Raw genomic sequence first — 22,850 nt, 5'->3', positions numbered from 1 at the left:
GTAGATCATGAACATCGCGACCAAAATTCCATCCGAAGGGGCACAAAAGCCGGTTGAAGCACAGAGCGCTTCGCCGACAGCTCAAAGGACTGAAGCCATGAAAGGACGCGTTGACGCTATTGAAGAAGGACGCCTTTACGGCTGGGCATTTGATCCGTCTTATCCGACTGAGCGGCTCATCATTCGCGTTCTGTTGGACGACAAGCCCATTGCCGAAGCACCTGCCGACAAAGAGCGACCAGACCTCAAGCGCAATGGCATTGGCGATGGGCTGCACGCTTTCGAAGTGATGCTGCCGCAATTTGCTGCAGCCCGCGCTGGCGATCTGGTGGTCGTTGCAGCCAATGCCGCAGGCAATGAGCAAAAGCTGCGTGTTCCAAAGCCTGATGAGCAGGCAGCTGAAGCTCTCATCGCAGCACCGATGACCCGCATTCTCGATAAACTCGATATGCTGATGGCTGCACAGCGGCAATTGCAGGTCAACCAGCGTTCATTGCAGCGCGCAGCGCCCACCATCGATAGTTCCGGCAATGCGGCACCAGCAGAGCTTCTCGATATAGCCGATTCGGTTGATGCGCTGCGAACCGATCTTCATCAGCGCATGACCGAACTTGATGTTCATATCATGCGGATGGATGGCGTGGTGGCAGGCCTTGAACAACGCATGGAAGACGTGCGCAAGAGAAGCAGCGGTGACATCAAGGTACTTTTCGTACTGGCCGCCGTTTTGACCGGCTTTGTCGCAGGCGCGCTTCTGACGCTTGCAGTCATGCCGTAAGGACAAGCCGTATGGTGCAAGACGAACGTCCAAATTCGGCTCCAAAACAGCCCCGAACACCTGATCGCCCACCCATGATGATGGAGGGTGAAATGGTGGTCGGCAGCGTGATTGAGGACACGCTGGTTTTAGTGCTGGGTATTGGCAGTGCGACCAATGATCAGGTTACGGCCTTTCTGAATGGCGACCCTGCAATGAGTGTGAAAACAAACCTCATTACCTGGCCGCTAAAAGAACCTTCGCCTGCTGGAACGCACGGTTTTGTGGCAATTGTTCCGACCAATGTGCTGCGTCGTGGCGTGCTTAAAACAATCATGTTCCAGCACCGGGCCAAGGTGGGGCGCTATAACTTTGCCTCACGATCCGCCTCCATTGCGGATTTTGTAGCAATGATTGCCGATCTGTCGGGTTCAGCTCTGCCCGGCGTCATTGACGAGCTCGTGGAAGGCCTGATTTCAGGACCGATCAGCCGGAAGAAGCTTTCAGCGATCACCGTTCTCTTACAAGCTGGAGCGCGTTCGGATGGCTGTATCGAATTGATCGGCGCCAGCGACGAAGGCGAGATTTTCGTTCAGGGCTGGGCGCAGGATTTGACGCCCAGTGTCACGCGACTGCTTATCAGCGGCAAAAATTCGTCGCTCGCCGAATGTGCGATCAGTGTTTTCGCCCGCCCTGACCTCAACGAACAGGCATCCGGTTTTGCCGGGCTGCTGCTCTCCAATGAGCCGGTTGAAGCCAATGATATTGAGCGAATTCTGTTTCGCGGCAGGCGCGGCTGGCGGTTTACAGAAGTCTATGATCGCAGGCTTTTGTCCGGTTCCCGTGAGACGCCGGCCCATATCCGCGCGATCCTGCCGCGCGTTAGAAGCTCAACCGATATTTTGTTACGACTGCGTTCGGCAGCCAATCGCTTTGACGGCACCGATACTGTTTCGGCCCTCCCGTTTCCGGTCCGGATCGGCATCGACAATGTTTTCCGCGTTGAAGGCAGTGGACTTCTTGTTGCAGGTTGGCTGCTCGATCCCGACAGCCACGTCGAGGGTGTAAAACTGCGTCGTCATCGTAGAGAAATCCAGATCGACACAACATGGACGCGCATTGATCGCCCGGATGTGACGCGTGAATTTGACAATCAACCCCCGTTCAATGCTGGCCTTGATCCTAGCAGACATGCTCATGGCTTTGTGGCATTTGCTGCGGAACTTGATGGTGACAGTACCTCACCCTTCTATCTAGAACTATCCATCAGCGACGGGCGGCGTGCCTTCTTTCCGCTGACGCCGACGCGTGTGACCTCGCGCGATGCAATCGTGCGGCAGCTTCGCGCAACGGACCCCAATGCCTGGGCATTGCGCCACATCGTCGATCAGCAGCTGGTGCCGCTGCTGCGTGGCGTTACCCGCCCGGCACCTGAAGTATTTGGTGTAGTTGATCTGGGACCATTTGAAGATGCAATGGGGCCAGCAATCATCATCGGGATTGACGAGCGTGTCGAAGAGATCGAGCCATTGCTCGCGCTGCTTGCCCTTGATCCTGAAACGCGAATAGCACCGATTGTGATCGCAGCAGCAACTGAAATCATAGACCGCGTCGGCGTTCAGATCAGACGTCTGGCTGATTTCTATCGCTTGCGCATTCGACTTGTTTCGGCCAATGGCTCGGAAGATCTTTATGACGCACTGGAAGTCGGCGCACGCACTGTCACCACCGATCAGGTTGTCTTTCTGGCAGGCTCCCTGCTGCCGCGAAAGGCTGGCTGGCTCAACAAGCTGGTCAGTGCATATGAAACCCATAAAGACTGTGTGCTCTCTCCAACCCTTGCCTATGAAGATGATTCAATCCGCTGGGCAGGAACGTGGGTTGCAGGACCACAATCGGATCGCGCCCTCATCAGTCGTTATGCGGGTTATCCGATCGACGCCATATCCGGCATGTCGCTGACCGAAGTGGCAACGGCAACCTTTGAATGCTGCATCATGCCGCGTGAAGCATTGTTTTCAGCCGGTGGCTTCACACGAGGCTATCTCGGTACCCATGAAAAGGGCCTGGACCTTGGGCTGAAGCTCAAACAATCGGGCCTGCGTTCCTATTGGCTGCCATCAGCCCAGATGCTTGGTGCGGATGATACTTCTGTCACCGACAAGGCTTCAACGATTGCTTTAATTGAACGGATCGACCGCCAGGTTTTCGACGCCCGGTGGTCGGCCATTCTCGCTGGCAAGCGCAAAGTACAAATGGAGGAACCCGTATGAGCGAGAAGCTCCGCGTTCTGGTCATTTCCCACGCCCATCCGTCGATCTCACTCGGCGGTGGTGAAATTGCATCCTATAATCTGCACAAGGGCTTAAACACCATTCCCGGCGTGCAGTCAGTCTATCTGGCACGCGCGGCACACCCAATCCCGCGGCATGGGACGACTGCGCTGATGAGTATGCGTCGCGCAAGCGATGAAATCCTCTTTCATGCTGACGAGTATGATCACTTCTATCTTTCAAACAAAAACACCGACGAAATCCGCCGCGATCTGCTGCGGTTTGTGCGCGATTTCGACCCGGATATCATTCACTTTCACCACGTACTCGGCCTCGGCCTCGAAACGCTTTATGCCATTCGCGAGACATTGCCGGATCGCATCATTCTGGTGACGTTTCACGAGTTCCTCTCGATCTGCAACAATGACGGGCAGATGGTAAAAGCTGGCACCTCGAAGCTCTGCAATGAAGCCTCGCCAATTGATTGTCACGCCTGCTTCCCGCAGATACCGCCTGCCCGCTTTTTAAAGCGCGAACGGTTCGTGCGCGGGATGCTGGAACTGGCAGACGCTTTCGTGTCGCCCAGCGAGTTTCTGGCAAACCGCTATCGCGAATGGGGTATAAATGCTGCGAAAATGGCAGTGATCGAAAATGGGATCGCGATCACACAGACAACGCCGCCGCGCGAGCTTACCGGACCGGACCCACGGCGCAGTCGCTTTGCCTTTTTCGGGCAGATCAACCCGTTCAAAGGCATCGATGTGCTTGTCGATGCGGTGTCACGCGTTCCCGAACAGGTATGGGGCGAGGATTCCCGCCTGATGATCTTTGGCGGCAATCTCGAAAAGCAACCGCCGGCATTTCAGGCAAGAATGCAGAAGCTCATTGAAGAAGCAGGACCGCGTGTCCGCTTTTACGGCGCCTATCAGAATGCTGAAATGCCGCGGCTTATGCAGTCGGTGGACTGGGTTGTGATGCCTTCGATCTGGTGGGAAAATTCACCGATCGTCATTCAGGAAGCATTGCATCATCGCCGTCCTGTCATTTGCTCGAACATTGGCGGCATGGCCGAAAAAATTCGTGATGGCGAGGACGGCCTGCATTTTCGCGTGCGAAGCGCCGAAGATCTGGCTGATCGTTTTACTGAAGTGCTGAGCGATCCGAATATCTGGAACCGTCTTCATCAATCCATTCGCAAGCCTGTTCATTATGTCGATTGTGCAAGAGAGCACCTCGATCTTTATCACCAGTTGCGGGAAGCTCATCCGCGCAGGCTAAAGCCTGCCGTGGATACAACCGTACTTTCACAGGCCAGCTGAGCCTGGCTCGCCTGTATCTGTTACAAAAGAAGGAATAGCCTATGGCACGCGCCCTCGTCATGATCCCCGCAGGAGAAGTGTACGATCACGACAATGTCCGCTGGTATCGTCATACCGACGTGCAGGGCAGCATCAATCACTATCACAATATCGGCGACGCCTTTGTTTTTGAATCTTCGCTGAAGCTGATGAATTACGAAAAAGCTTCCGAGCTGCCGATCACCAATTTCTCTCCGGAGAAAATCGATCAGCTGCGGGAAGAATATGATTATGTGATCCTGCGTGGCTCGAACTACATAAACAAGGATATGAACTGGCGCGATACGATCCCTGTTTTGCAGCGATTAAAGTTGCCCGTCATCGCTTTTGGTGTTGGCGCACAAGCACCGGTGCGCGGTGAAATTCAGCTGTCAGAGGAAACAAAGGCGGTGCTGCGCATGATCGCCGATTCAACCGTCTCTGTTGGCGTGCGTGGGGCTTATACGGCTCAGGTTCTCAACGAGATCGGAATTCAGAATGTCCGTATCATTGGTTGCCCGACGGCGTTTCGCCGTAACAATCAGCATCTGCGCATCAAACTGCCGCCGCTTGAGGACGTGAGTCAGGTTGGCGTTACGGTGCGGCGCGAGGTTTCACCGGCTTACGCACAAGATATTGAACAATATCTGACCCGGCATCGCGATCTGATCCGCACAATGGCCGCACGCTTTGACGTAACGCTCATGGCACAGGGCGAGATTGAAGAAAAAAAGATGGTGTTCGGCACGGCTGAACAAAAAGAAGAGGCTATCGCAGCCCTCAAGGCGCATCGCTGGACCGCTGACTGGTATTTCGATGACACAATGGAAAACCTTTATCGGCATCGCATGTTCTATTCGGATGTTGTTGCCGACTACGAGGAATTGGTGCGCAAGCAGCAATTGGTTCTGGGTTATCGCCTGCACGGCAATCTGATGGCGCTCGCTAACGGCATTCCATCGATCTATTTCACTTATGACAGCCGCACTGCGGAATTTGCCGAAACCTATAAAATCCCAAGTTATGATGTTTTCAGTGACAAGCAATTCCGTTTGGAAGATTACTGGGACCAGTCATTATTCGACAAATACAACCGCGCCTGGTTTGAGACCTATGCCGAAATGAAGCAGTTTCTCGATGAAAATGGTGTCGATAACAAAATGACCGACACCGGTCTGCCAATCGGAGAATTAAAGGTGGCTTGACGCTTATTGCGGCTTGGCCGGATCACTGGTTTTAGGCTCGTCGGGTTCTGGCTTGCTCAGATGCACTTCAAATGGAGCGATGAGCTTCTTGGGCTTGTCGCTTGGCATATCTGGCGTGAAAGGTGGAAAAGCTGCACCAGCGGTCGGAACTTTCAATGCTGCAGCATCGACGAGATCGTCGCCTGAACTTTCCACGAGCTCGACATCAGAGACGGTTCCATCCGGCGCCAGATAAAAGCTGATCTTCGGTTTGAAAACACCATCCAGTTCAAGAGGGCGCAGTTCGCGCGACAGAAGAACCCCATAACGTCGGAGGATGCGGACGACAGCGCTTTGCCATTCAGCCTGATTGGTAATCTGAGGCGCTTCCGCCTCAGATGGTGCGGCTGGTGCCGTAACACGAGGCCCTGTCTGTGCAACGGATGGCAAACTGTAGGACGTCGCGGTCAGCAAAGAACCAAGCATCATGAACAGGCGCAAACTCGTTTGATTTTTCATTTTCATGATCCTCAATGATAGGTCTCTTACCCTTGAAAGCACCGATCATTCTTATCAGCCGCATGACCGGGAAAGACGTTACAACTATCCCTGCAATCCGAAAACCGCGTCAGCAATATCGGATTGGCTTACCTTTTCAAACGTCTCACCAACATATTCGGTCAAGAGAACGCCAACTTCTCCGATACCCAGATCATCAAGCTGATCTGGTGTGCCGAAGCCATATTCCATATGCCCACGCCCAATAATGCCGACGACAAGCGCTTCGGGCTTTTCTTCGAGATATGTCGCGATGTTGCAGGCAAAGGCCCGATCCCAGGTTTGCTGCGCACGAACAAAGCGGTCAAACTCAGGTGCGTCGGCAGGTTTTCCCTGCATGATCGGCGGCCCGCCATTGGTCAGACGCAAAAGATGTTCGCGATGCGCAAGGCTCGCCGGACGTGCGGGGGTCAGGCCATCACGATCTTCTTCCGCAATCGCTTCCCAGCCTTCTTTGCCCACACGGGTCACGAGATCGCGGCGACAATTAAGCGCCAGCATCTTGACGTTAAACTCACGGCAGAAGTGGAAAAGCGGCCAATAAAGATCTGCATCAAAGCCCCAGACCTTGCTCCATTCGGCTTTCTCCAGAAACTGCTCGGCCTCGAGCTTGCCAGCCACCCATTCATCAAGCATTGGCTGAATTCTTCTCGGAAACATCTCAAAGCCGACGGCAAGCTCATCGCGAAGAGCAAGAAGAGAGGCAGACACATTCACCTGCCAGCGATGAATATCGTGCCGATCATGCTGTTCGCCGAGAAGCACAACGCGCTTCTTGGCCATTTCATGCATGACCGATTGATGCGTGCGAACTTCTGGCGATATTAAATCAATCCATTGCCCGACTTGTACCGATAAAGGCTCTAAGCTCATCGAAACGCATCCTTTTTGCCCGACACGACGAGACCCGTTTGCTGGCCCGCCTCATTGAGAGCGTAGAAGCGATACTCATCCCCTTTTTCTACCTCATGCCACGAAGCAACGTGGCCCGCTTTGAGATGCAGATGAAAGTCCGGTTTCATCACATTGATAAAGCCGCGGGACGGACGCACGTCCGGCATTTCGCCCGACCATTCCTGCTTGAAGGCTGGCAAGTCGAGCGCAATGCGCACCTCCGCCTTATTGCGCTGAGCTGCCGCAAAAGGCTTCAAACCGGGTTCATCATCACCGACTTCCAGCGCTTCGCCAGTACCGCGATCTTTGTCTTTGGCTGGAAGAGCCGAGAACGCAAAGCCGTTCAGAGCCTGATCGAACGGTTCCGCACCATCAAAGCCGATCACGCTGCCGACCACACTCTCATCTTCAGCAAGAAGATCGATACGGGGATAGACCTTCTCCTGCATCACACTGCTGCGATCAGCAATCAGCGAGGCAACTGCCGAAAGATCGATGCGCGAATGATGCTCGCTACCTGAGAAATAAATCCAGCCGTCACGAACCTCAACCTGCTCCACGACACCGATACGCTCATGTGTCGCGCCGCCACTTTTGGAGTTGATCATAAGCTTGCCCATTGAGGGCAGCGTCTTCAGAACATCAGCCGCATCGGCCAAAAGTTTCACGCGGATCGGTTGTTCGCTCATAATTTCCTCATGCAGTTTGTGGGACAGGTGCTTGCTTGCGCGTTTGGGCCGCGCCAAACGCTTCAAGATCGATCACGCTGTCGATTGATAGATTGCCCGGCTCCCGGTGGGCCAGAATAACGATGGTCGAATTGGGAAGCTCACATCGCAGGAGATCGAGCAACTCGGTTTCAGAAGGCTTATCCAGCGCACTCGTCGCCTCATCGAGAAAGAGCCATTCTGGCTTCATTAACAAGGCGCGAGCAAGGGCAAGCCTTTGCATCTCGCCACCAGATAGCGTTCCCGGCGCAATCTGCTGCGTCGATGCTGCGGGAAGTGAGAGTTTCGACAAGCCGACCTTTTCCAGGGCCCTCGCAATTTCGGCCTGATCAAACTTTTCCGCAACAAGCGGGTAGGCTACCGCATCGTGGAGAGGTGCATTCGGCATATAGGGCTTTTGTGAAAGCACCAGCATTGTCGCGTCAGGGCGGTGGAGCGTGCCGCTCGCAAAATTCCACGCGCCGGCAATAAGCCGAAGCAATGTCGTCTTTCCCAACCCCGAACGACCTCGCAACCAGACAGTTTTACCCGGTTCGATATCGAGATCCGAAATTTTCAACAGATCCTGCCCCTCTGGTGTCTTCAGCGCGACATCACGCAACTGGAGAGATGAATGTGAAGACCTTGCAACCGATAATTGTCCTTCACTACCAACAGTTTGAATCGCATTTAAGAATCCAGACAGGCGGGAGACTGCCGATACGAGTTCAGCCAATGTTTTATAGTTGAATATGAACCACGAGAGGTTGGTAGAAACATGCGAGAAGGCTTGCCCGAGCTGCATCAGTCCGCCAAATGTTACTGTGCCCGCAAAATATGCCGGTAAACCAAAGAAGGTTGGAATTCGGAAAATGCTGTGGCGATAGGGGAATGTGAACACGCCAAGCTGCACCTGACGGAAGACCAATCGGTACCAGTTCTCACGGACAGCAGAAAATTTATCTGCCAGGATCTGCTTCTCACGGCCTTCGCCATTCATGATAGCGATGTCACCAGCATGTTGACGCACATGCGCCATAGCAAAGCGAAAGTCTGCTTCTTTCTTCTGTTGCTGAACGAAGGTTGCTTTCAGACGACGCCCACAGAAGTGAGTTACAAATGATGAAATGAAAACATAGAGAAAGGCTGCCCAGAGCATGTAACGTGGAATGGCTATATCTATGCCGAAGACACTAAAGCTCAGCACATAAGTTGAGAGTCCCCACAGCACGGCGACATAAGAAAACAGGGCTATTATTGTGGTGATGAGCCCCATACCTTCCGTCAATATGTGCTTAACAAACAGCTCGCAATCCTCGGCAATACGCTGATCCGGATTATCAGGCTTCTGTCCATCTTTGCGGATCGCCAGATGCCAATAAGCTTTATTCACCATCCAAGCAGAAATAACTGTCTCCGTAAGCTTCTCACGCCAGCGGATTTTCAATGTGCCCTGAAGATATTCGCCACTAAGGCCAAGACACGTATTAGTCAGGACGATGAGCCAGAAAACCCCGATTTGATTGACGGCATCCGAAACATTGCGTTGCTCAAGAGCGTTATAAAAATCTGCAGTCCATTTGATGAGCCACAGACCTGTATAGATACCAACCAGCTCCAGTGCGAATATCAAAGCCAGAAGCAGCCAGCCGAGGACTTTCCCCTCGCCGGAATTGCAATATTTGAGCAGCTGCCAAAATTGTTTAAGCACAGTGAACATAATCAACCGATACTGACATGAGAAAGCCGGAGCAGCTTTAAACCTGCCCCGGCATGTTGATCATCAATGGCGATCAGAAACGCATCGTGGCGCCAACCTTGAAGGTGCGGCCGGGCGCAACCTGCATCTCAAGCGGATTGACATTGGCGACCGAGGACGTCTCTGGCGAATTGGCATAACCTGTCAGCGTATTTGGGAAATAGCGCTTGTCGAAGATGTTCTCGACACCGAAATTCACATCAATATGCTTGGTTGGAGACCATTTCGCATAGGCATCAAACACCGTGTAACTCGATGGTTTGAAGGCATCTTCGTCAGCACGGCGCTTCACACCGGACGCAAAAGTTCCAACAAACTCGGTTTCAAGGTTCCAGTCCGGAATGATGTAACGCAGGCCGAGAACGGTTGTGAGTGGCGACGCACCATCAAACGGCGTCTTCTCAGATCCGGCGTCCACGCGCTGATCGCCACGCATATAAGAAAGCGCCGCATTGGCGAAAACGTTGTTGTAGACCTCGTATTCGCCCCCGAACTCGATACCCCAGACCTTCACGCTTTCCACGTTGTCGGAGGTGTATTTATCTGCTTCCCCCGGAACGCGCTGCAGGCCACGGATAAAGTCCTTGTAGTCCGAATAGAATGTGGACGCGCTGAAATAGCCTCGATTAAATTCGCCACGCAGACCAGCTTCGTAGCTACGCACAAATTCCGGCTTCAGGTTCGGGTTTGGAATGACCTCAACCATGCTCGTTGCGCCGATAGAGGTGGACGAAACAAAGAGCTGCTGAGCCGTTGGCATTTTGAAGCCCTCGCCATAGGAGGCGAACACCGAATAGGTGTCGTCGAGCTTATAAATTGCACCGAGACGCTTGATCAGACGGGTTTCATCCATCTTTTCCGGCTCAAACCCGTCAAGCGAAACATAGCCATCATCCTTGGTCGGATCGAGGGAATAGGTCGCCAGACGCAAGCCAGGTGTCAGCGTCAAACGTTCATCCAGCAGCTTGATTTCGTCCTGAACATAAAAGTCCGCACGAATTGTATCGACTTTCGGGAAATTGAAACCCTGCCGCGGCGTAACCGTCGTTACACCCGTGTTGAGATTGGTGGTGATATTATCACCATCATAATTGCTTTTGGTGATATCGCCCGCAAAACCATAGATGACTTTATGGCTGGTCTGACCAAGATCAAATGACGATGTCAGCTGAACGTCAGCCTGTAGAAAATCCTCGCTATAATTGCGGATCTGAATACGCTTTTCACGTCGCGGTGTTGCCAGAAGCGAGTAATTGCGGATCTGAGTGCTGGTCGTATCGCGCTTCTGCGGTGAATAGGAAATGTTCCACTTCACCTCATCCAGCCAGGAAGCCCCAACGGTCCAGCGATGATCCAGAGCAAAGCGAGCGCGCTGCATTTTCAGCGAACGATCCCAGCTCTCGTTTTGATAGTAGAAACTGTAATAAGCGGGCATGCTTGCATAAAGCGGATTGGCAGCACCGGAATCATACTTCTGATCGACATCGGTATTCCGCTCAAACCACTCGCCTGTCAGCTTGAATTCATGATCGGCAGATGGATTCCACTGCAGTTTCATCAAGCCGTTATAAGCGTCGGTATCCATCGGAAATGCTTTGTTGCAAGGCCAGATAGACTCACGCGGACAACCCCAGCTCCCGCCATCGGCCCGTGCCTTACGCATATCCGGCTCGGACGAGCTCATATGTCCGAAACTGCCGAGAACCTTAAAGTCTCCGGCTTTGGCCGCACCGGTGATCTGTTTGCGGAACGATTTGTCGAAGCTGTCATAGCTGAACTTGGTTTCGACAGCCCATGGCTTGGTACCATCCAGAAGATCGTCGGCATCAAGCGTCCTGAAAAAAACGACGCCGCCCAACGCATCTGCACCCCATAGAACCGAGTTCGGTCCGCGCGTGATCTCAACCGATTTCATATTAAACGGATCGACAAAATCACGACTACCATCGGTGGTACGCTCCTGAACACGCGCACCATCGACCAGAATTTGCACACGGTTGCCGCCCACACCGCGAATATTGAAACTGTTGAGCTGTCCAAAAGGATTGGTGAGCGATGTCTGACGATCAACGCTTACGCCCGGCTCATAGCGCACCATATCCTGAATATCACGCACCTGATGGCGGTCGAGCGTGTCACGATCAATCACGCTGATGGACATTGGAACATCAAGCAGGTTTTTGGCAGCGCGTTCCGCTGAAAGTGTGATTGTCTGCAGCCGTATCACTTCAGCGCTTTCGCCCTCGGTGTTCTGGCTCTGCTTTACGGCATTTTTTTCAGGCGCAGTCTGTGCGTGAGCCGGCATCGCAGCCAACAGCGCAACAGAGGCGGAAAGAGCTTTCAACCAACGATGGTTGATCGTGTTTTGGAAAGACAGAGTCCCCAGCATAGTATCCCCGAAATAGGCGTTGCATGTTCGCTGGCTTGCCTATTGGGACTTGCTGGCTAAAAGTTGAGTGAATTGGTCAATATATAGTTTGTCGACCAACGCAATCGTCAAAACGTAGACGCTAACGAGATTCATATATCAGACATACAAGAGATGCATTTTTGCAACTGTCGGACCGCTCATGGCGCATCAAATGCAAATCCCGCTCCTCCTATTGAAATAGCATCAAAAGCTTCAAGCTTTCTGCCTGGCTCTATTTTCCTAACCTTGTCTTACCGGCTAAACGACCATCGATCGTTACCACGAGGAGGAATTTGAGCTTGGAGAAACGTTGATTGTACATTTTTGATCCTGCTTGGTCTTTGCAGCAGCCTTGGCGCAGGCCGCAAGCAACGAACGATTAGCTTCAACGAGTTGATATGAACGGACGACACTATTCCAGCTTGGGGGACTGAACGCGTGCATAAGCCGAGATCCCGCTGTCCAACCATCCTCATTGAGCACAATCCTTGCAATCACAAGGTCGAAAGGTTCGGGCATGATATGCGGACCAAATAATGTGAGCACTATACCCACAGTAATGCCTATCCCACTGAAGCCAGTCAGCATTCGGTTTTGGCAAGCGCGCCGACGGGCGCTACCCAGTTGCGAGTTCAAAGTTTGTCTCAATTGTTTCAGCTCCGCCGTCTGCCGCTCTAATTGAACGGCAGTGTCACGGACCAAACTGGCGGCGCTCTGCTCTATGCGAGTGGCCATGCTCTGCGGATCGTGGTGTAGAACAGGCATACATTCAATCTTTTGAACGATTTTCGCAACCTCGGCCTGTTGTTTTAGGATCTGCGCTAACTCAACATTATAATCCTGAACGCCACCATGCCGGTCAAATTCTTCGAATGCAGCCTCAACCCCTTTGCGAATGATCGTCATTTCACGACTGAGATCACACGCTACGGCATCCACGGTATGTCGCAAATTATCGAAGGCAAGGGCCGGATCCGTTGTATCTGCTTCCGGTACAGCTTCCGCCACAGCGGTTTTTTCTTCCGATACAGTCATGCCAATCTCATCTACAGCTCATGGCCTAAATCGTGATCATGACTTTCGACATGACCAATTCCTTGATGAAGTTCGTGAGAGACGCTCTCGTATTGTCCTAGGGCATAAAGAAATCCGAGCGCTTTACTTTGGCTACGTAACTCCGCCTCAATCAAAGGAGTTTCAGAGAGGCTTTCTACAAGTGCGTGCATCTGCCGCTCGAGCTTTCGGCGGTCGTCTCGCGATTTCCCACCAGAGAGTTGGCCATGCTGGTTTTGTAGCGTTTGCCAGCGCTCAATAAAGCGCTGTGCTCCGATCGCCGGATCAATTCGCGCTAAGTTTTCACGTTGCATGCTCGAAATGAGGAGCGCAACATACTCCCGACCACTGAGCTTATTCATGCTCCGTGCAGCATCGGGATCGTACTGCAAAACGGATTTTAAAAGTGCTTGCTGGCCGGTCCGTAAATCGTCCAGCTTAGTTCCTGCCTCTCGCAGTTCTAGCTCTTGCCCGGAGAGAACAGGAAGACCTTCCTTGATGTGACGCTCGATTGAGCGGTAGGCGCGTGCATAGCGATCAACAGCTATCTCCATTGGCAACTGGCGCCGCGCACGTTCAGCCAAAGACTGACAGCTTTGTCGCGAACTAAAGTATCGACCTTCGGGAGCAATACCCATCCGATGCAGTGACGACCGCTCGTGACCGTTAAATTGAACCACGGCTGCTTCTGCCTGAACTTTAAGCTTTACGCCGTCAAACATCCCGAAAGGCGCTTTGCGAGGCACCGGTGATCCGCGCACCGCCTTGGCCTCAGTTACTCCTTTTTGACGACTCTGGCCTGCTACTGAGTTTTCCTGCCCAAGCTTGCCTTTACCCACACGTTCAAGTGCATCCACTGATCCGCCGATAACACTACGCTGTGTTGGGAGTCGAAGTCCGGAAATTGCATGGTTATAATCGATAACGTTCTTTTTGATGCCGGATCGAGACAGCAGACGCGTTAATTGATCGAAAGCAAGTTCCTCGTCTGTGACCACTTTCCACCTGTTACGATGCGTGAGTGCACCGTTTGACAGCACCAACCGTGTACAACCTTGGCACTTCAGAGCAACCCTATCTCCTATGTGTGGGGAAGCGAGTTTCATAGCCCTTTCCAGATCAACGCCCCATACCGTATTTCGTCCGATCCGCTCCTCTTCCAGTGTCACGAAGTAACTCAGTTCCTTGCTCGCGCAATGTTTGAATGGGGCTTTGCCATGCTCAATAAGGCGTCCGCTTTGCCGCAATTTATCTGGTTGAACGAATGCGTCCAATGCAGCGTATAACTCAGCGCCATAACGATGACGGGTCATGGCGACATAGGTCAAATGCCGATCCATCGTATCTGAAGCCAGCACGAAACTCCGGTCTACGGTAGCACCCTGATTTTTGTGGATCGTTGTTGCGTAGCCATGGTCGAAGGAGCAATAGTTCGTCGTAGAAAATCGAACCATTTCGCCACCTCGGTCATCCAGACTGACGCACATTGCGGAAATATTCCCTGCTCGATTTGTTTGTATGCTCGACACAGTGCCGAGCATCCCGTTCCTGACACAAAGACCGCGATCGTTCTTGAGAAAGACAAGCCTGTCACCCACTGCAAAAGTCCGTTTGCCAACGCTCGTTTCTACAACGGCCTCGCTGCGATGTGCGGGTTCAGGCAAGACCTCTTTCCCGACTTTTATTTCGCTGGAGTTCTCAACGCGCGAAAGCTCACCACGCGCCCTCAGCGCCGAGCGGATTGCTTCGTTCATCGTGCGCACATCCACGCGCCGATGGGCCATGACGACGCGCGTTCCAAGCGGACGTTCAGCGCAATCAGCAAGGTAGTCTTGGACGATTCTTTTACACGCGGCCTCTTGGTCGGCAAAGAAATGAACAGCCCCCCGATCTCTATAAGCAGCAAGTCCTGCACCTGTGTGATGCGTCGCGAATGCAACTGAAGCCTCCCTTTGCCAGTCTGCACGCTGTCGTCGGATCTCAGTCAGTTCCGCATATCCCGCTTCCTGAGCAATGGCTCGGAACGGAGCTCCCGCGCGGATTGCTTGCAACTGTTCGAAGTCCCCTACGAGAACGATCTTTACACCCCGCGCTTCAGCCTCGCATAGAACCCGGCTCATTTGCTTTGTCCCGATCATGCCGGCCTCATCAAGGACAAACACGTCACTGCGGTTCAGATTGCAACGTTCTTTCTGCCATCCATACTCCCAAGAAGCGAGAGTTCGGCTTTGTATTCCGGTCGCCGCCTGGAGTCCTTCCGCTGCTTTTCCAGAGAGGGCCGCCCCATGAACCTTGTAGCCCTTTAGTTCCCAAGCTCGGCGCGCTTCCGCCAGCATGGTGGATTTTCCGGCTCCCGCATATCCGACCACGACAGCGATCTGCTCTGGTCCAGTAACGTGTTCAACCGCCGCCATTTGCTCCAGTGACAGTGGCAGAGTTTCGTGGCATTCCTTCTGATGTTTTGAACGATGCCGTTCAGTATCATAGCCGCGTGGTAGACGCATGTGCTTGACAGAGTCCAGCAGCTGGGACTCGAGGTCCACCATCTCACGAGTGGTGTAGCGAGCGGAAGCAGATTTCCTCTTATCAGGATCACCGCATTTCTCTTCAAGCTCGACAAGATTAGGCGCAGCCAGCACGCGTGCGAATGCGTTTTGAAACTCCCTAGCATCACCATTGAGATAGCGGTGCAGCGTTCGTGCGATATCGTGATGATCAAACACACACTTCTCATCAGTTATAATCGATAAGATTTGCGCTGGGTTTTCACGAATCGCGGTTACATTCCTTGCGGCGGATTCAGGACTGAGTCTCCGACGTTCCAAGTTAGATCCGCGGCGCTCGATTTGGGTTGCATGCACGCCCATATGAACTGTCGGTTCAATCTTGTATCCGCGGTCAGAGTACGCGCGATGATCGATGATCCGATCAGAACCGGCGATCGCAAGATGTGCGTTCGCAATGCTTTCCCAACAACGCCTTAAGTCAGCAATCTGCATATAGGTTGTTGGGCGATTCCGCGACAGCAACCACCTATTTTCGCGTTCGATTAACGTCTTCTCACCCAATCCTGCGGGTGTAATTTCCCTTACGGTCATCAGCAAATGAACATGATGATTGCGCATGTCGCCTTCTCGATGTGGCTCGTGAATGGCGAAGTCCACCGCAGATCCATAACGGTTCGCGAGTTCCTGCGCGATAGCCCGCGCGGCACTCAAACGTTGGGTAGCCGTTAATTCGTGAGGCAATGCAATCTCAAACTCACGCGCTACTCGGGCGTCTTTGCGTTTTTCAGAAAACTCCGCAGTATTCCAAAGTTTCTCACGATCGTATGCCCATGGCGCTTGCACGTGTTCCGGCAAAATGATCTGCGAATGAAGAACGCCTTTCTTGCGTGAGAAATCATGAGTGACGCCATCGCGTTCGTTCAACAGTTTTTCCGCAGCGCGATAGGCAATCGCTGCAACCGCACTGCGACCATTTCCCCGTGAGACCGGCTTCATACTGAAGTGATAGATCGCCACATGAACTTCCTCTTCTCAGTCTTCAGGCCACTTCTGATCGTAATCCGAGCCTGGGACCAACTCGTAAGTGCGCCCTTAGCAAAATTCACCCCCCCGGCCAAGCTTTCCCAATACCCACACATTCGCAGGTCTTCTCGATCAATCCATCGCTCCAGTGTCGCGCTTTTACCTGCCGTTTTCAAAGCCACACTCTTGGGAGTGACAATCGCGCCCTTGCCGCGCTCTGATAAAGGCAGCAGGAGGAGAACAATGACGCACAAAACGATTGAGGAGCGGTTGGCACAACTTGAGGCTCGGAGAAGCGAACTCAAGTCGCGGCTGTCGAAACAAGAACGCGCGAATGAAACCCGCCGCAAGGTACTGATTGGAACACTGGTCTTGCAACGACTGGAAAGCACCGACGATCCCGAATTTTCGCGCAGACTGCATGAGTGGTTGCGCCGCGAACTGCCCAATTTTCTGCAGCGAGACATCGACCGATCCCTTTTTCGGACTTTGATCGAAACAGCACCCGCCATGAAAGCAGCCTCGCCCCCAAGCGAAGAAGGAACATGAGCCAACGGCAAACATGCACAGTTCTGCTGCAGGTCATTGACGTCAAAGATCGCGACAGCGCGACATGTCTCCGACCTCCTGGGCCAGCAGACAATCATTTTTCAAGATCATAAACGGGTCAATGGTTGCCGAAGAGACTGGCGCTTTTTGTTCAGCCAATCACATAAGCCAATCGTTGCGTGCTCGCGATGCAGCCGGGGTTTGCCCTCACATCTCCAACTCCTCGTCTAGCCGATCAGTACCTTGTCATGGCTCAGAAGCTTTTCCCTTAGACTAACGCTGACTTAGCGCAGCTCCATTGTGCTTTGATGTTTGCATCAATGTGTCTGATTGGAAACGAACGGCCTCTATCTCGAAAAGAGACTTTAATCGTGCTGGTTGACACCGAAGGTATTGAGGCGCGGCAGTGACTTTGCCATCAAGGAGCGCTGCTGCGGGCCAATGTCACGTGAACCGTAAAGGGCTGGCCGTATGTCCACATCCGAGAAGAACGGCGTCACCGGTGGCAATGATCTCTTCTATTTGAGATGGTTCGGTAATCACACCGACTGCGAAGACCGGCTTCTTCACCGCCGCTTTTAACGCACGTGCAAATGAACTTGGTAATTTGGAGAAACCGGAATCGTCTGATCGATATGCAAAGCCGCTCGACACGTTAATGGCGTCGCAGCCTCCAACCTCAAGCGCCTTTGCACATCCGATTGTCCCATCCAGAGTCTAGTCACTATCGACCCAGTCCATTGCTGAACGCGGGCTGAAACTGATTTTTCAGCCGGAAAGGCAGTTCGAACAGTCTAAGATATTGCGAGCGGCAAGTGGAATGAAAGCCGAAGACAGCCGTGCACGGCATGGATCCGTACTGCATCAAATCCGGTATGCGCGGGCCGGACTGCGACCGCAGCGAACGCAGCGCGGATCTCGTGCACGCCTTGGCGGGTCAGTTCGGTCGGGGTGGAACCTCCTGCATTGAACGGCATCGCTGACAGCGCTTGAGTTTGCAATCCATTCTCGGCGTCGGCTGTGATCTGCTTTCCGTCTCGCCAAGGAAGATCAGATAATGCCTTATGGCCAGCGCGGGCAAGCTCAACTGCGATTGAGATCGGCTACCACTTCCAGATCCCAGCCTCGGTAGCATCATAACCGGCAAGGCCGACATCTCCGCAGCTTATCAGTTCCTCGGGAGCCACCGCCGTTGCTTCAATCGTCAGTAAACCGGCCCTTTGATTGCGCAAATTGCCCCAAATGAATGAGGTGCCGTTCGGTGATGCAACAGTCCACTGCGGAATAGGTGCATATCAAAGCAATAGTGATGCGACTTTCAAGTTCCAGATTAGGGATTTTGGAATGCGTGAAGAGTTGTGTTGCTTTTCCTGTTGCAAGCCTCTTTTTCCAATCACTTCCAACTCCTTCTCGATCCAGGATTAATCACCCGTGGGCTACAGAAGCCGCCGCGCTCTTCGCTACGCAAGGAAGATATTAAAGCATGCTTTCTTGGCCTTTCTTAATGCTCATTGCGGAATTTAAACGGGGTTGTGGAGTTAACCGATCAACGCATCAACTGGACGAAAGCTGAGCTAAAAGAGCCCGCCTTTCGGCGGGCTCAAGCGATCAGCGAACTGTTCCTGGGCGGTTCCAGATGATTGTAAAAGTATGGGCATCGTCCTGGCCCGAACTCGACCCGAGGTTGGCGTGGATGCGACGGCAGAGCGCAGGTGTATCGATCATCAGCGCGATATAGGTGTTACCAGTTGATTTGACCGTACGGATCCAGGCGGCACCCACGTCGGCACGGTTGGACAGGATACGGAAGTCCGGCGATTTTTCGCTGCTTTTGGCAATAGGGACGAGCTTGATGGGAGCATCGATAGTTAGAGTGCGCAGGAAGCCTTCGTAAGACCCGTTTTCTTTGTAGGTGACGTAACCGATTGCAGACATTGTCTTGCTCCTAAACCGAAGGGACTATTCCCTTCGTAAGAGATCGGTCGAACTGCTGTTACAGCGGATGCGCCAAGGTTTGATTGAGCGTGTTTTGCAGCGAAGCGCCGCGAGGAGACGATAGGCGGGGAAAACACGCGACGCGTGAGCGCAAGCATGGCCTTGCGCATTCGCTAAAGCAGTTCAGATTCAAAACGAAGGGAATAGTCCAGCGTTGGAAGGCAAGCGAGACTGCCAGCGCGAGATTCCACAACGCGCGAACTGGCTGTTCAAGTCACCAAACTCATCCAGCTCCGGGGATTACAAGTGAAAACGCAGGTGCACATCAAGGATATCGTATCTATCTCACCAGTATCCAAATTGGCGTTGTCGGGTGGTAATCCCCCGGTAATTAATAGTGATCTTTGCCCGGAACTTCCTTCAAAAAGATAACTGCTAGCAAAAATGGACCCAATACCGGTCACAAAGTCAAATACCGTTTGCCAAAACGCTTAATCTTTGGATTGGAGAATTCGGGAAACTACATAGGACAAAGAGGATTTCCAGCTAGGGGCAGACCAGTCGAACACTTCCTGGAATTTCGCAGTCGATAGTCGCGAGTTGGCTGGACGCCCCGCCTTGGTCGGATAATCCGCAGTGGTGAGATCAGTAACAGTGGCGGTTGGCCCGCCAAGCGCAGCACTTTCGCTGAATATAGCGCGTGCAAAGCCGCTCCAGTTCGTGTCGCCAGTACCAACCAAGTGATAAACACCATAAGCGGAGAAGTCCGACTTGGCCGCCAAATGATCTGCCACCTTGATAATTGCATCCGCTATATCGAGCGCACTGGTTGGATTACCCCATTGGTCGGACACAACCGAGAGAGCTCCTCGGGTCTCTGCGAGCTTCAACATCGTCTTGACAAAATTCTTGCCGAACGGGCTGTAAACCCAAGCCGTCCTCATAATGATGTGCTGAGGATTGGCGTGCGCAATCAGCTGCTCACCTTCAAGCTTCGAGCTTCCATAGACGCTGCGGGGTCCAGTGCTATCCGTTTCAACATAGGCTTTACTGGCGTCTCCGGCAAAAACGTAATCCGTCGAAAGATGGATTACCGGAGCACCGCAAGATTTTGCAGCTTCTGCGACGGCCTTCGCGCCCGTCGCATTGATCGCAAAGGCCAACTCCGATTCGTCCTCAGCCAAATCGACAGCTGTGTAGGCCGCAGCGGAAACGACGAGGTCTGGTTTGACCGCTTCGATCACATGGAACACAGTTTCCCGTTCTGCCAAATCCAGTTCCGGGCGACCAAGCGCAATCACTTCCAGATCAGATCGCTGGGATGCTTTCTCCAGAAGACTCTGAACAACTTGCCCTTCGCGCCCGGTAACTGCAATCTTCATGCTTAGGCCTCTTTGGGCTGGACACTGCCCAAACGCTCTCCGGCATAAGTACCGCTGCGGATCGGCTCCCACCACCATGCATTGTCGAGATACCACTGAATGGTCTTATCCAAGCCCGTTTCAAAGGTCTCCTGAGGCTTCCAGCCCAGTTCGCGCTCGATCTTCGATGCATCAATCGCATAACGGCGATCATGGCCGGGGCGATCTGTCACAAACGTAATCAGATCGGCATAGCTCTTGCCATTTGCACGCGGACGCTTCTTGTCGAGAATGGCGCAGATTGTCTCAACAACGTTCAAATTGGTGCGTTCCGCGCGTCCGCCAATGTTGTAGCTCTCGCCCAGCTTGCCTGTGGTCGCGACCAAAGCCAGCGCGCGTGCATGATCCTCAACATAGAGCCAGTCACGCACATTCGCACCTGCACCGTAAACCGGCAAAGGCTTCTCATCGAGCGCGTTAAGAATAACAAGCGGGATCAGCTTTTCAGGGAAATGGAACGGGCCATAATTGTTTGAGCAATTAGACAGTACCACCGGCAAGCCATAAGTTTCATGCCATGCACGAACCAGATGATCGGATGCAGCTTTCGAAGCCGAATAGGGCGATGACGGCTGATACGGCGTTTCTTCTGTGAAGATGCCACTATCAAATGGCAAGTCGCCAAACACTTCATCCGTCGAAATATGGTGAAACCGGAAAGCCGACTTGCGCGGTTCTGGCAGCTCACGCCAGTAAACGAGAGCCGCGTTCAGCAGTCGGAAGGTACCGATAATATTGGTTTCAATAAATGCGGCCGGACCATCAATAGAGCGATCTACATGGCTTTCAGCAGCCAGATGCATGACAATATCGATATCATTGGCACGCAACGCTTCCGAAACACCGGTGTCATCGCAGATGTCCGTCTGAAGAAAGCTGTAATTGGGATGATTTTCAATCTGACGCAGCGAAGCTAGATTACCAGCATAGGTTAGCTTGTCGAGATTGATAACATTGACCTTGGGATCAGCGGCTAGGTGGCGGCATACGGCAGAACCAATGAATCCTGCACCACCAGTAACAAGAATATTCATGTTATTCCTCAATCAAAAACTTCTGCGTTAGCAAGCAACGGGGCCTTCTCATCCTTGCTGGACAATTGCACGCCAGTTGCAGGAATAGGCCAACTAATACCTATTGCGGGGTCGTCAAAGCGGATCGAACGGTCGTACTGCGGCGCGTAAAAATCCGTGACCTTATACAAAACCTCTGTATCCTCAGAGAGTGTGATGAAACCGTGCGCAAAACCTTTAAGAATCAATATCTGATTCCATTTTGCAGCCGAAACTTCTTGCGCCACCCATTTTCCAAATGTTGGCGAACTTCTCCGGATATCAACCGCAACATCCAAGATTGAACCGCGAGTAACGCGAAGAAGTTTATCCTGTGCAAACGGAGGCAATTGATAATGCAGACCTCGTACCACGCCTTTAGCCGCCGAATAGGAATGGTTGTCCTGGACGAAATTGAGATCTTTGCCCACGTCATTTAGCGCACTAGCCTTGTAAGTTTCAGAAAAAAAACCACGGCCATCACCGAACTTTCGCGGGACTATCTCGAAAACACCTTCTAAACCTAAAGGACGGACTTCCATTAAGCTTTCCCTAATTCGTCAACACGTCGACGCAAATAAGCTGCATATTCAGTTTTGCCGAGCTTGGCTGCGCGTTCCAATACGGCTTCACTGCTCAGCCAGCCTTTATCTAGACCTATTTCCTCTGGACAAGCTATCTTGATACCCTGCCGCTTTTCAATAGTCCTAACAAATGATGAGGCTTCATGAAGGCTATCGTGAGTCCCCGTATCTAGCCAGGCATAACCACGACCGAACCGTTGAACATTTAACTCACCCTGTTCGAGATACACGTTATTGACCGTTGTGATTTCAAGCTCACCTCGCGCAGACGGCTTTATCGAACGCGCGATATCGACAACTTGATTGTCGTAAAAGTAAAGGCCTGTCACAGCCCAATGCGACTTTGGAATCTCGGGCTTTTCTTCAATGGAAACCGCTTTGCCTGTCTTACTATCGAACTCCACCACACCATAACGTTGCGGGTCATCTACACGATAAGCAAAAACAGTCCCACCCTTCATTGGTTGTGAGGAGAGTTGCGATAGGTTTGAAAGACCGTTACCAAAATAGATATTGTCTCCAAGGATCATGGCGACACTATCATCACCGATGAAGTCTCTACCGATAATGAAGGCTTCAGCTAAACCGTTAGGATGTGCCTGTTCGGCATATGAGAAGTTTACTCCAAACTCGTTACCGTTACCGAGTAGCTTCTGAAACAGCGGCAAGTCGTGCGGCGTCGAAATGATCAAAATATCTCGAATGCCAGCTAACATTAGCACACTCAGAGGATAATAAATCATAGGTTTGTCGTAGATCGGAAGAATTTGCTTAGAAACAGCTATCGTTAGCGGATAGAGTCTGGTTCCGCTGCCGCCTGCGAGTACAATGCCCTTCATATGGTGTC

General features: G+C 52.5%; 18 protein-coding genes. 5 read left to right on the top strand and 13 right to left on the bottom strand.

From position 1 onward, the window contains the following. The first annotated feature begins 7 nt into the window (after positions 1-7). Genes ABWV94_RS09370 through ABWV94_RS09355 form a run of 4 tightly spaced genes read left to right on the top strand, consistent with a single transcriptional unit; the run spans position 8 to position 5,572 of the window. Entirely contained in the window at positions 8-778 is a 771-nt protein-coding gene (locus ABWV94_RS09370; RefSeq protein WP_353413368.1) for a hypothetical protein, read from the top strand. Positions 779-789: 11 nt separating this feature from the next. Beyond that, a complete protein-coding gene (locus ABWV94_RS09365; protein ID WP_353413366.1) occupies positions 790-3,030 on the top strand; it encodes a glycosyltransferase family 2 protein in 2,241 nt (746 codons plus the stop codon). Beyond that, entirely contained in the window at positions 3,027-4,349 is a 1,323-nt protein-coding gene (locus ABWV94_RS09360) for a glycosyltransferase family 4 protein (protein WP_105519254.1), read from the top strand. The genes ABWV94_RS09365 and ABWV94_RS09360 overlap by 4 nt, the downstream gene beginning before the upstream one ends. A gap of 41 nt (positions 4,350-4,390) precedes the next feature. Further along, positions 4,391-5,572, top strand: a complete 1,182-nt coding sequence (locus ABWV94_RS09355; RefSeq protein WP_113496368.1) for a polysaccharide pyruvyl transferase family protein — start codon at positions 4,391-4,393, stop codon at positions 5,570-5,572. A 3-nt stretch (positions 5,573-5,575) separates the two neighbouring features. Here the strand turns inward: ABWV94_RS09355 and ABWV94_RS09350 are convergent, their stop codons facing one another. The 7 genes from ABWV94_RS09350 to traA form a co-directional block, all read right to left on the bottom strand. Next, entirely contained in the window at positions 5,576-6,070 is a 495-nt protein-coding gene (locus ABWV94_RS09350) for an energy transducer TonB family protein (protein WP_162761634.1), read from the bottom strand. Positions 6,071-6,154: 84 nt separating this feature from the next. Further along, on the bottom strand, positions 6,155-6,982 hold the full coding sequence (locus ABWV94_RS09345) for a ChaN family lipoprotein (protein WP_353413364.1): 828 nt from the start codon (positions 6,980-6,982) through the stop codon (positions 6,155-6,157). Then, positions 6,979-7,692, bottom strand: coding sequence for a hypothetical protein (locus tag ABWV94_RS09340; protein ID WP_353413362.1), 714 nt, complete (start codon positions 7,690-7,692; stop codon positions 6,979-6,981). The genes ABWV94_RS09345 and ABWV94_RS09340 overlap by 4 nt, the downstream gene beginning before the upstream one ends. A 7-nt stretch (positions 7,693-7,699) precedes the next feature. Then, positions 7,700-9,430 (bottom strand): ABC transporter ATP-binding protein/permease, encoded by a 1,731-nt coding sequence (locus ABWV94_RS09335; protein WP_353413360.1) that lies wholly within the window; start codon positions 9,428-9,430, stop codon positions 7,700-7,702. Positions 9,431-9,503: 73 nt separating this feature from the next. After that, positions 9,504-11,858 (bottom strand): TonB-dependent hemoglobin/transferrin/lactoferrin family receptor, encoded by a 2,355-nt coding sequence (locus ABWV94_RS09330; RefSeq protein ID WP_353413358.1) that lies wholly within the window; start codon positions 11,856-11,858, stop codon positions 9,504-9,506. Positions 11,859-12,155: 297 nt separating this feature from the next. Further along, a complete protein-coding gene (locus ABWV94_RS09325) occupies positions 12,156-12,914 on the bottom strand; it encodes a DUF6118 family protein (protein ID WP_353413356.1) in 759 nt (252 codons plus the stop codon). Between the two features lie 11 nt (positions 12,915-12,925). Next, on the bottom strand, positions 12,926-16,456 hold the full coding sequence (gene traA / locus ABWV94_RS09320) for a Ti-type conjugative transfer relaxase TraA (protein WP_353413354.1): 3,531 nt from the start codon (positions 16,454-16,456) through the stop codon (positions 12,926-12,928). A gap of 249 nt (positions 16,457-16,705) precedes the next feature. Here traA and ABWV94_RS09315 point away from each other — a divergent pair, with 249 nt between their 5' ends. Then, positions 16,706-17,011 (top strand): mobilization protein, encoded by a 306-nt coding sequence (locus tag ABWV94_RS09315; RefSeq protein WP_079213275.1) that lies wholly within the window; start codon positions 16,706-16,708, stop codon positions 17,009-17,011. A gap of 794 nt (positions 17,012-17,805) precedes the next feature. On the opposite strand, the gene ABWV94_RS09310 is transcribed toward ABWV94_RS09315, so the two are convergent. The 6 genes from ABWV94_RS09310 to rfbA all read right to left on the bottom strand — a co-directional run bounded on the left by ABWV94_RS09310 (position 17,806) and on the right by rfbA (position 22,842). Further along, on the bottom strand, positions 17,806-18,105 hold the full coding sequence (locus tag ABWV94_RS09310; RefSeq protein ID WP_353413535.1) for an oxidoreductase: 300 nt from the start codon (positions 18,103-18,105) through the stop codon (positions 17,806-17,808). A gap of 514 nt (positions 18,106-18,619) precedes the next feature. After that, positions 18,620-18,946, bottom strand: a complete 327-nt coding sequence (locus ABWV94_RS09305) for a DUF736 domain-containing protein (protein ID WP_353413352.1) — start codon at positions 18,944-18,946, stop codon at positions 18,620-18,622. Positions 18,947-19,437: 491 nt separating this feature from the next. Then, on the bottom strand, positions 19,438-20,328 hold the full coding sequence (rfbD, locus tag ABWV94_RS09300) for a dTDP-4-dehydrorhamnose reductase (protein ID WP_113496377.1): 891 nt from the start codon (positions 20,326-20,328) through the stop codon (positions 19,438-19,440). Between the two features lie 2 nt (positions 20,329-20,330). Next, entirely contained in the window at positions 20,331-21,401 is a 1,071-nt protein-coding gene (gene rfbB / locus ABWV94_RS09295; RefSeq protein WP_113496378.1) for a dTDP-glucose 4,6-dehydratase, read from the bottom strand. Between the two features lie 8 nt (positions 21,402-21,409). Further along, on the bottom strand, positions 21,410-21,961 hold the full coding sequence (rfbC, locus tag ABWV94_RS09290) for a dTDP-4-dehydrorhamnose 3,5-epimerase (RefSeq protein ID WP_113496379.1): 552 nt from the start codon (positions 21,959-21,961) through the stop codon (positions 21,410-21,412). After that, positions 21,961-22,842, bottom strand: a complete 882-nt coding sequence (gene rfbA, locus ABWV94_RS09285; protein ID WP_113496380.1) for a glucose-1-phosphate thymidylyltransferase RfbA — start codon at positions 22,840-22,842, stop codon at positions 21,961-21,963. The genes rfbC and rfbA overlap by 1 nt, the downstream gene beginning before the upstream one ends. Positions 22,843-22,850 lie beyond the last annotated feature (8 nt).

It is taken from the genome of Brucella sp. NBRC 12953, from assembly GCF_040369775.1.
GTDB classification, from domain to species: domain Bacteria; phylum Pseudomonadota; class Alphaproteobacteria; order Rhizobiales; family Rhizobiaceae; genus Brucella; species Brucella pseudogrignonensis.
The sequence above is the reverse complement of the archived record's forward strand: the minus strand, read 5'-3'. Positions and strand labels throughout refer to the sequence as shown.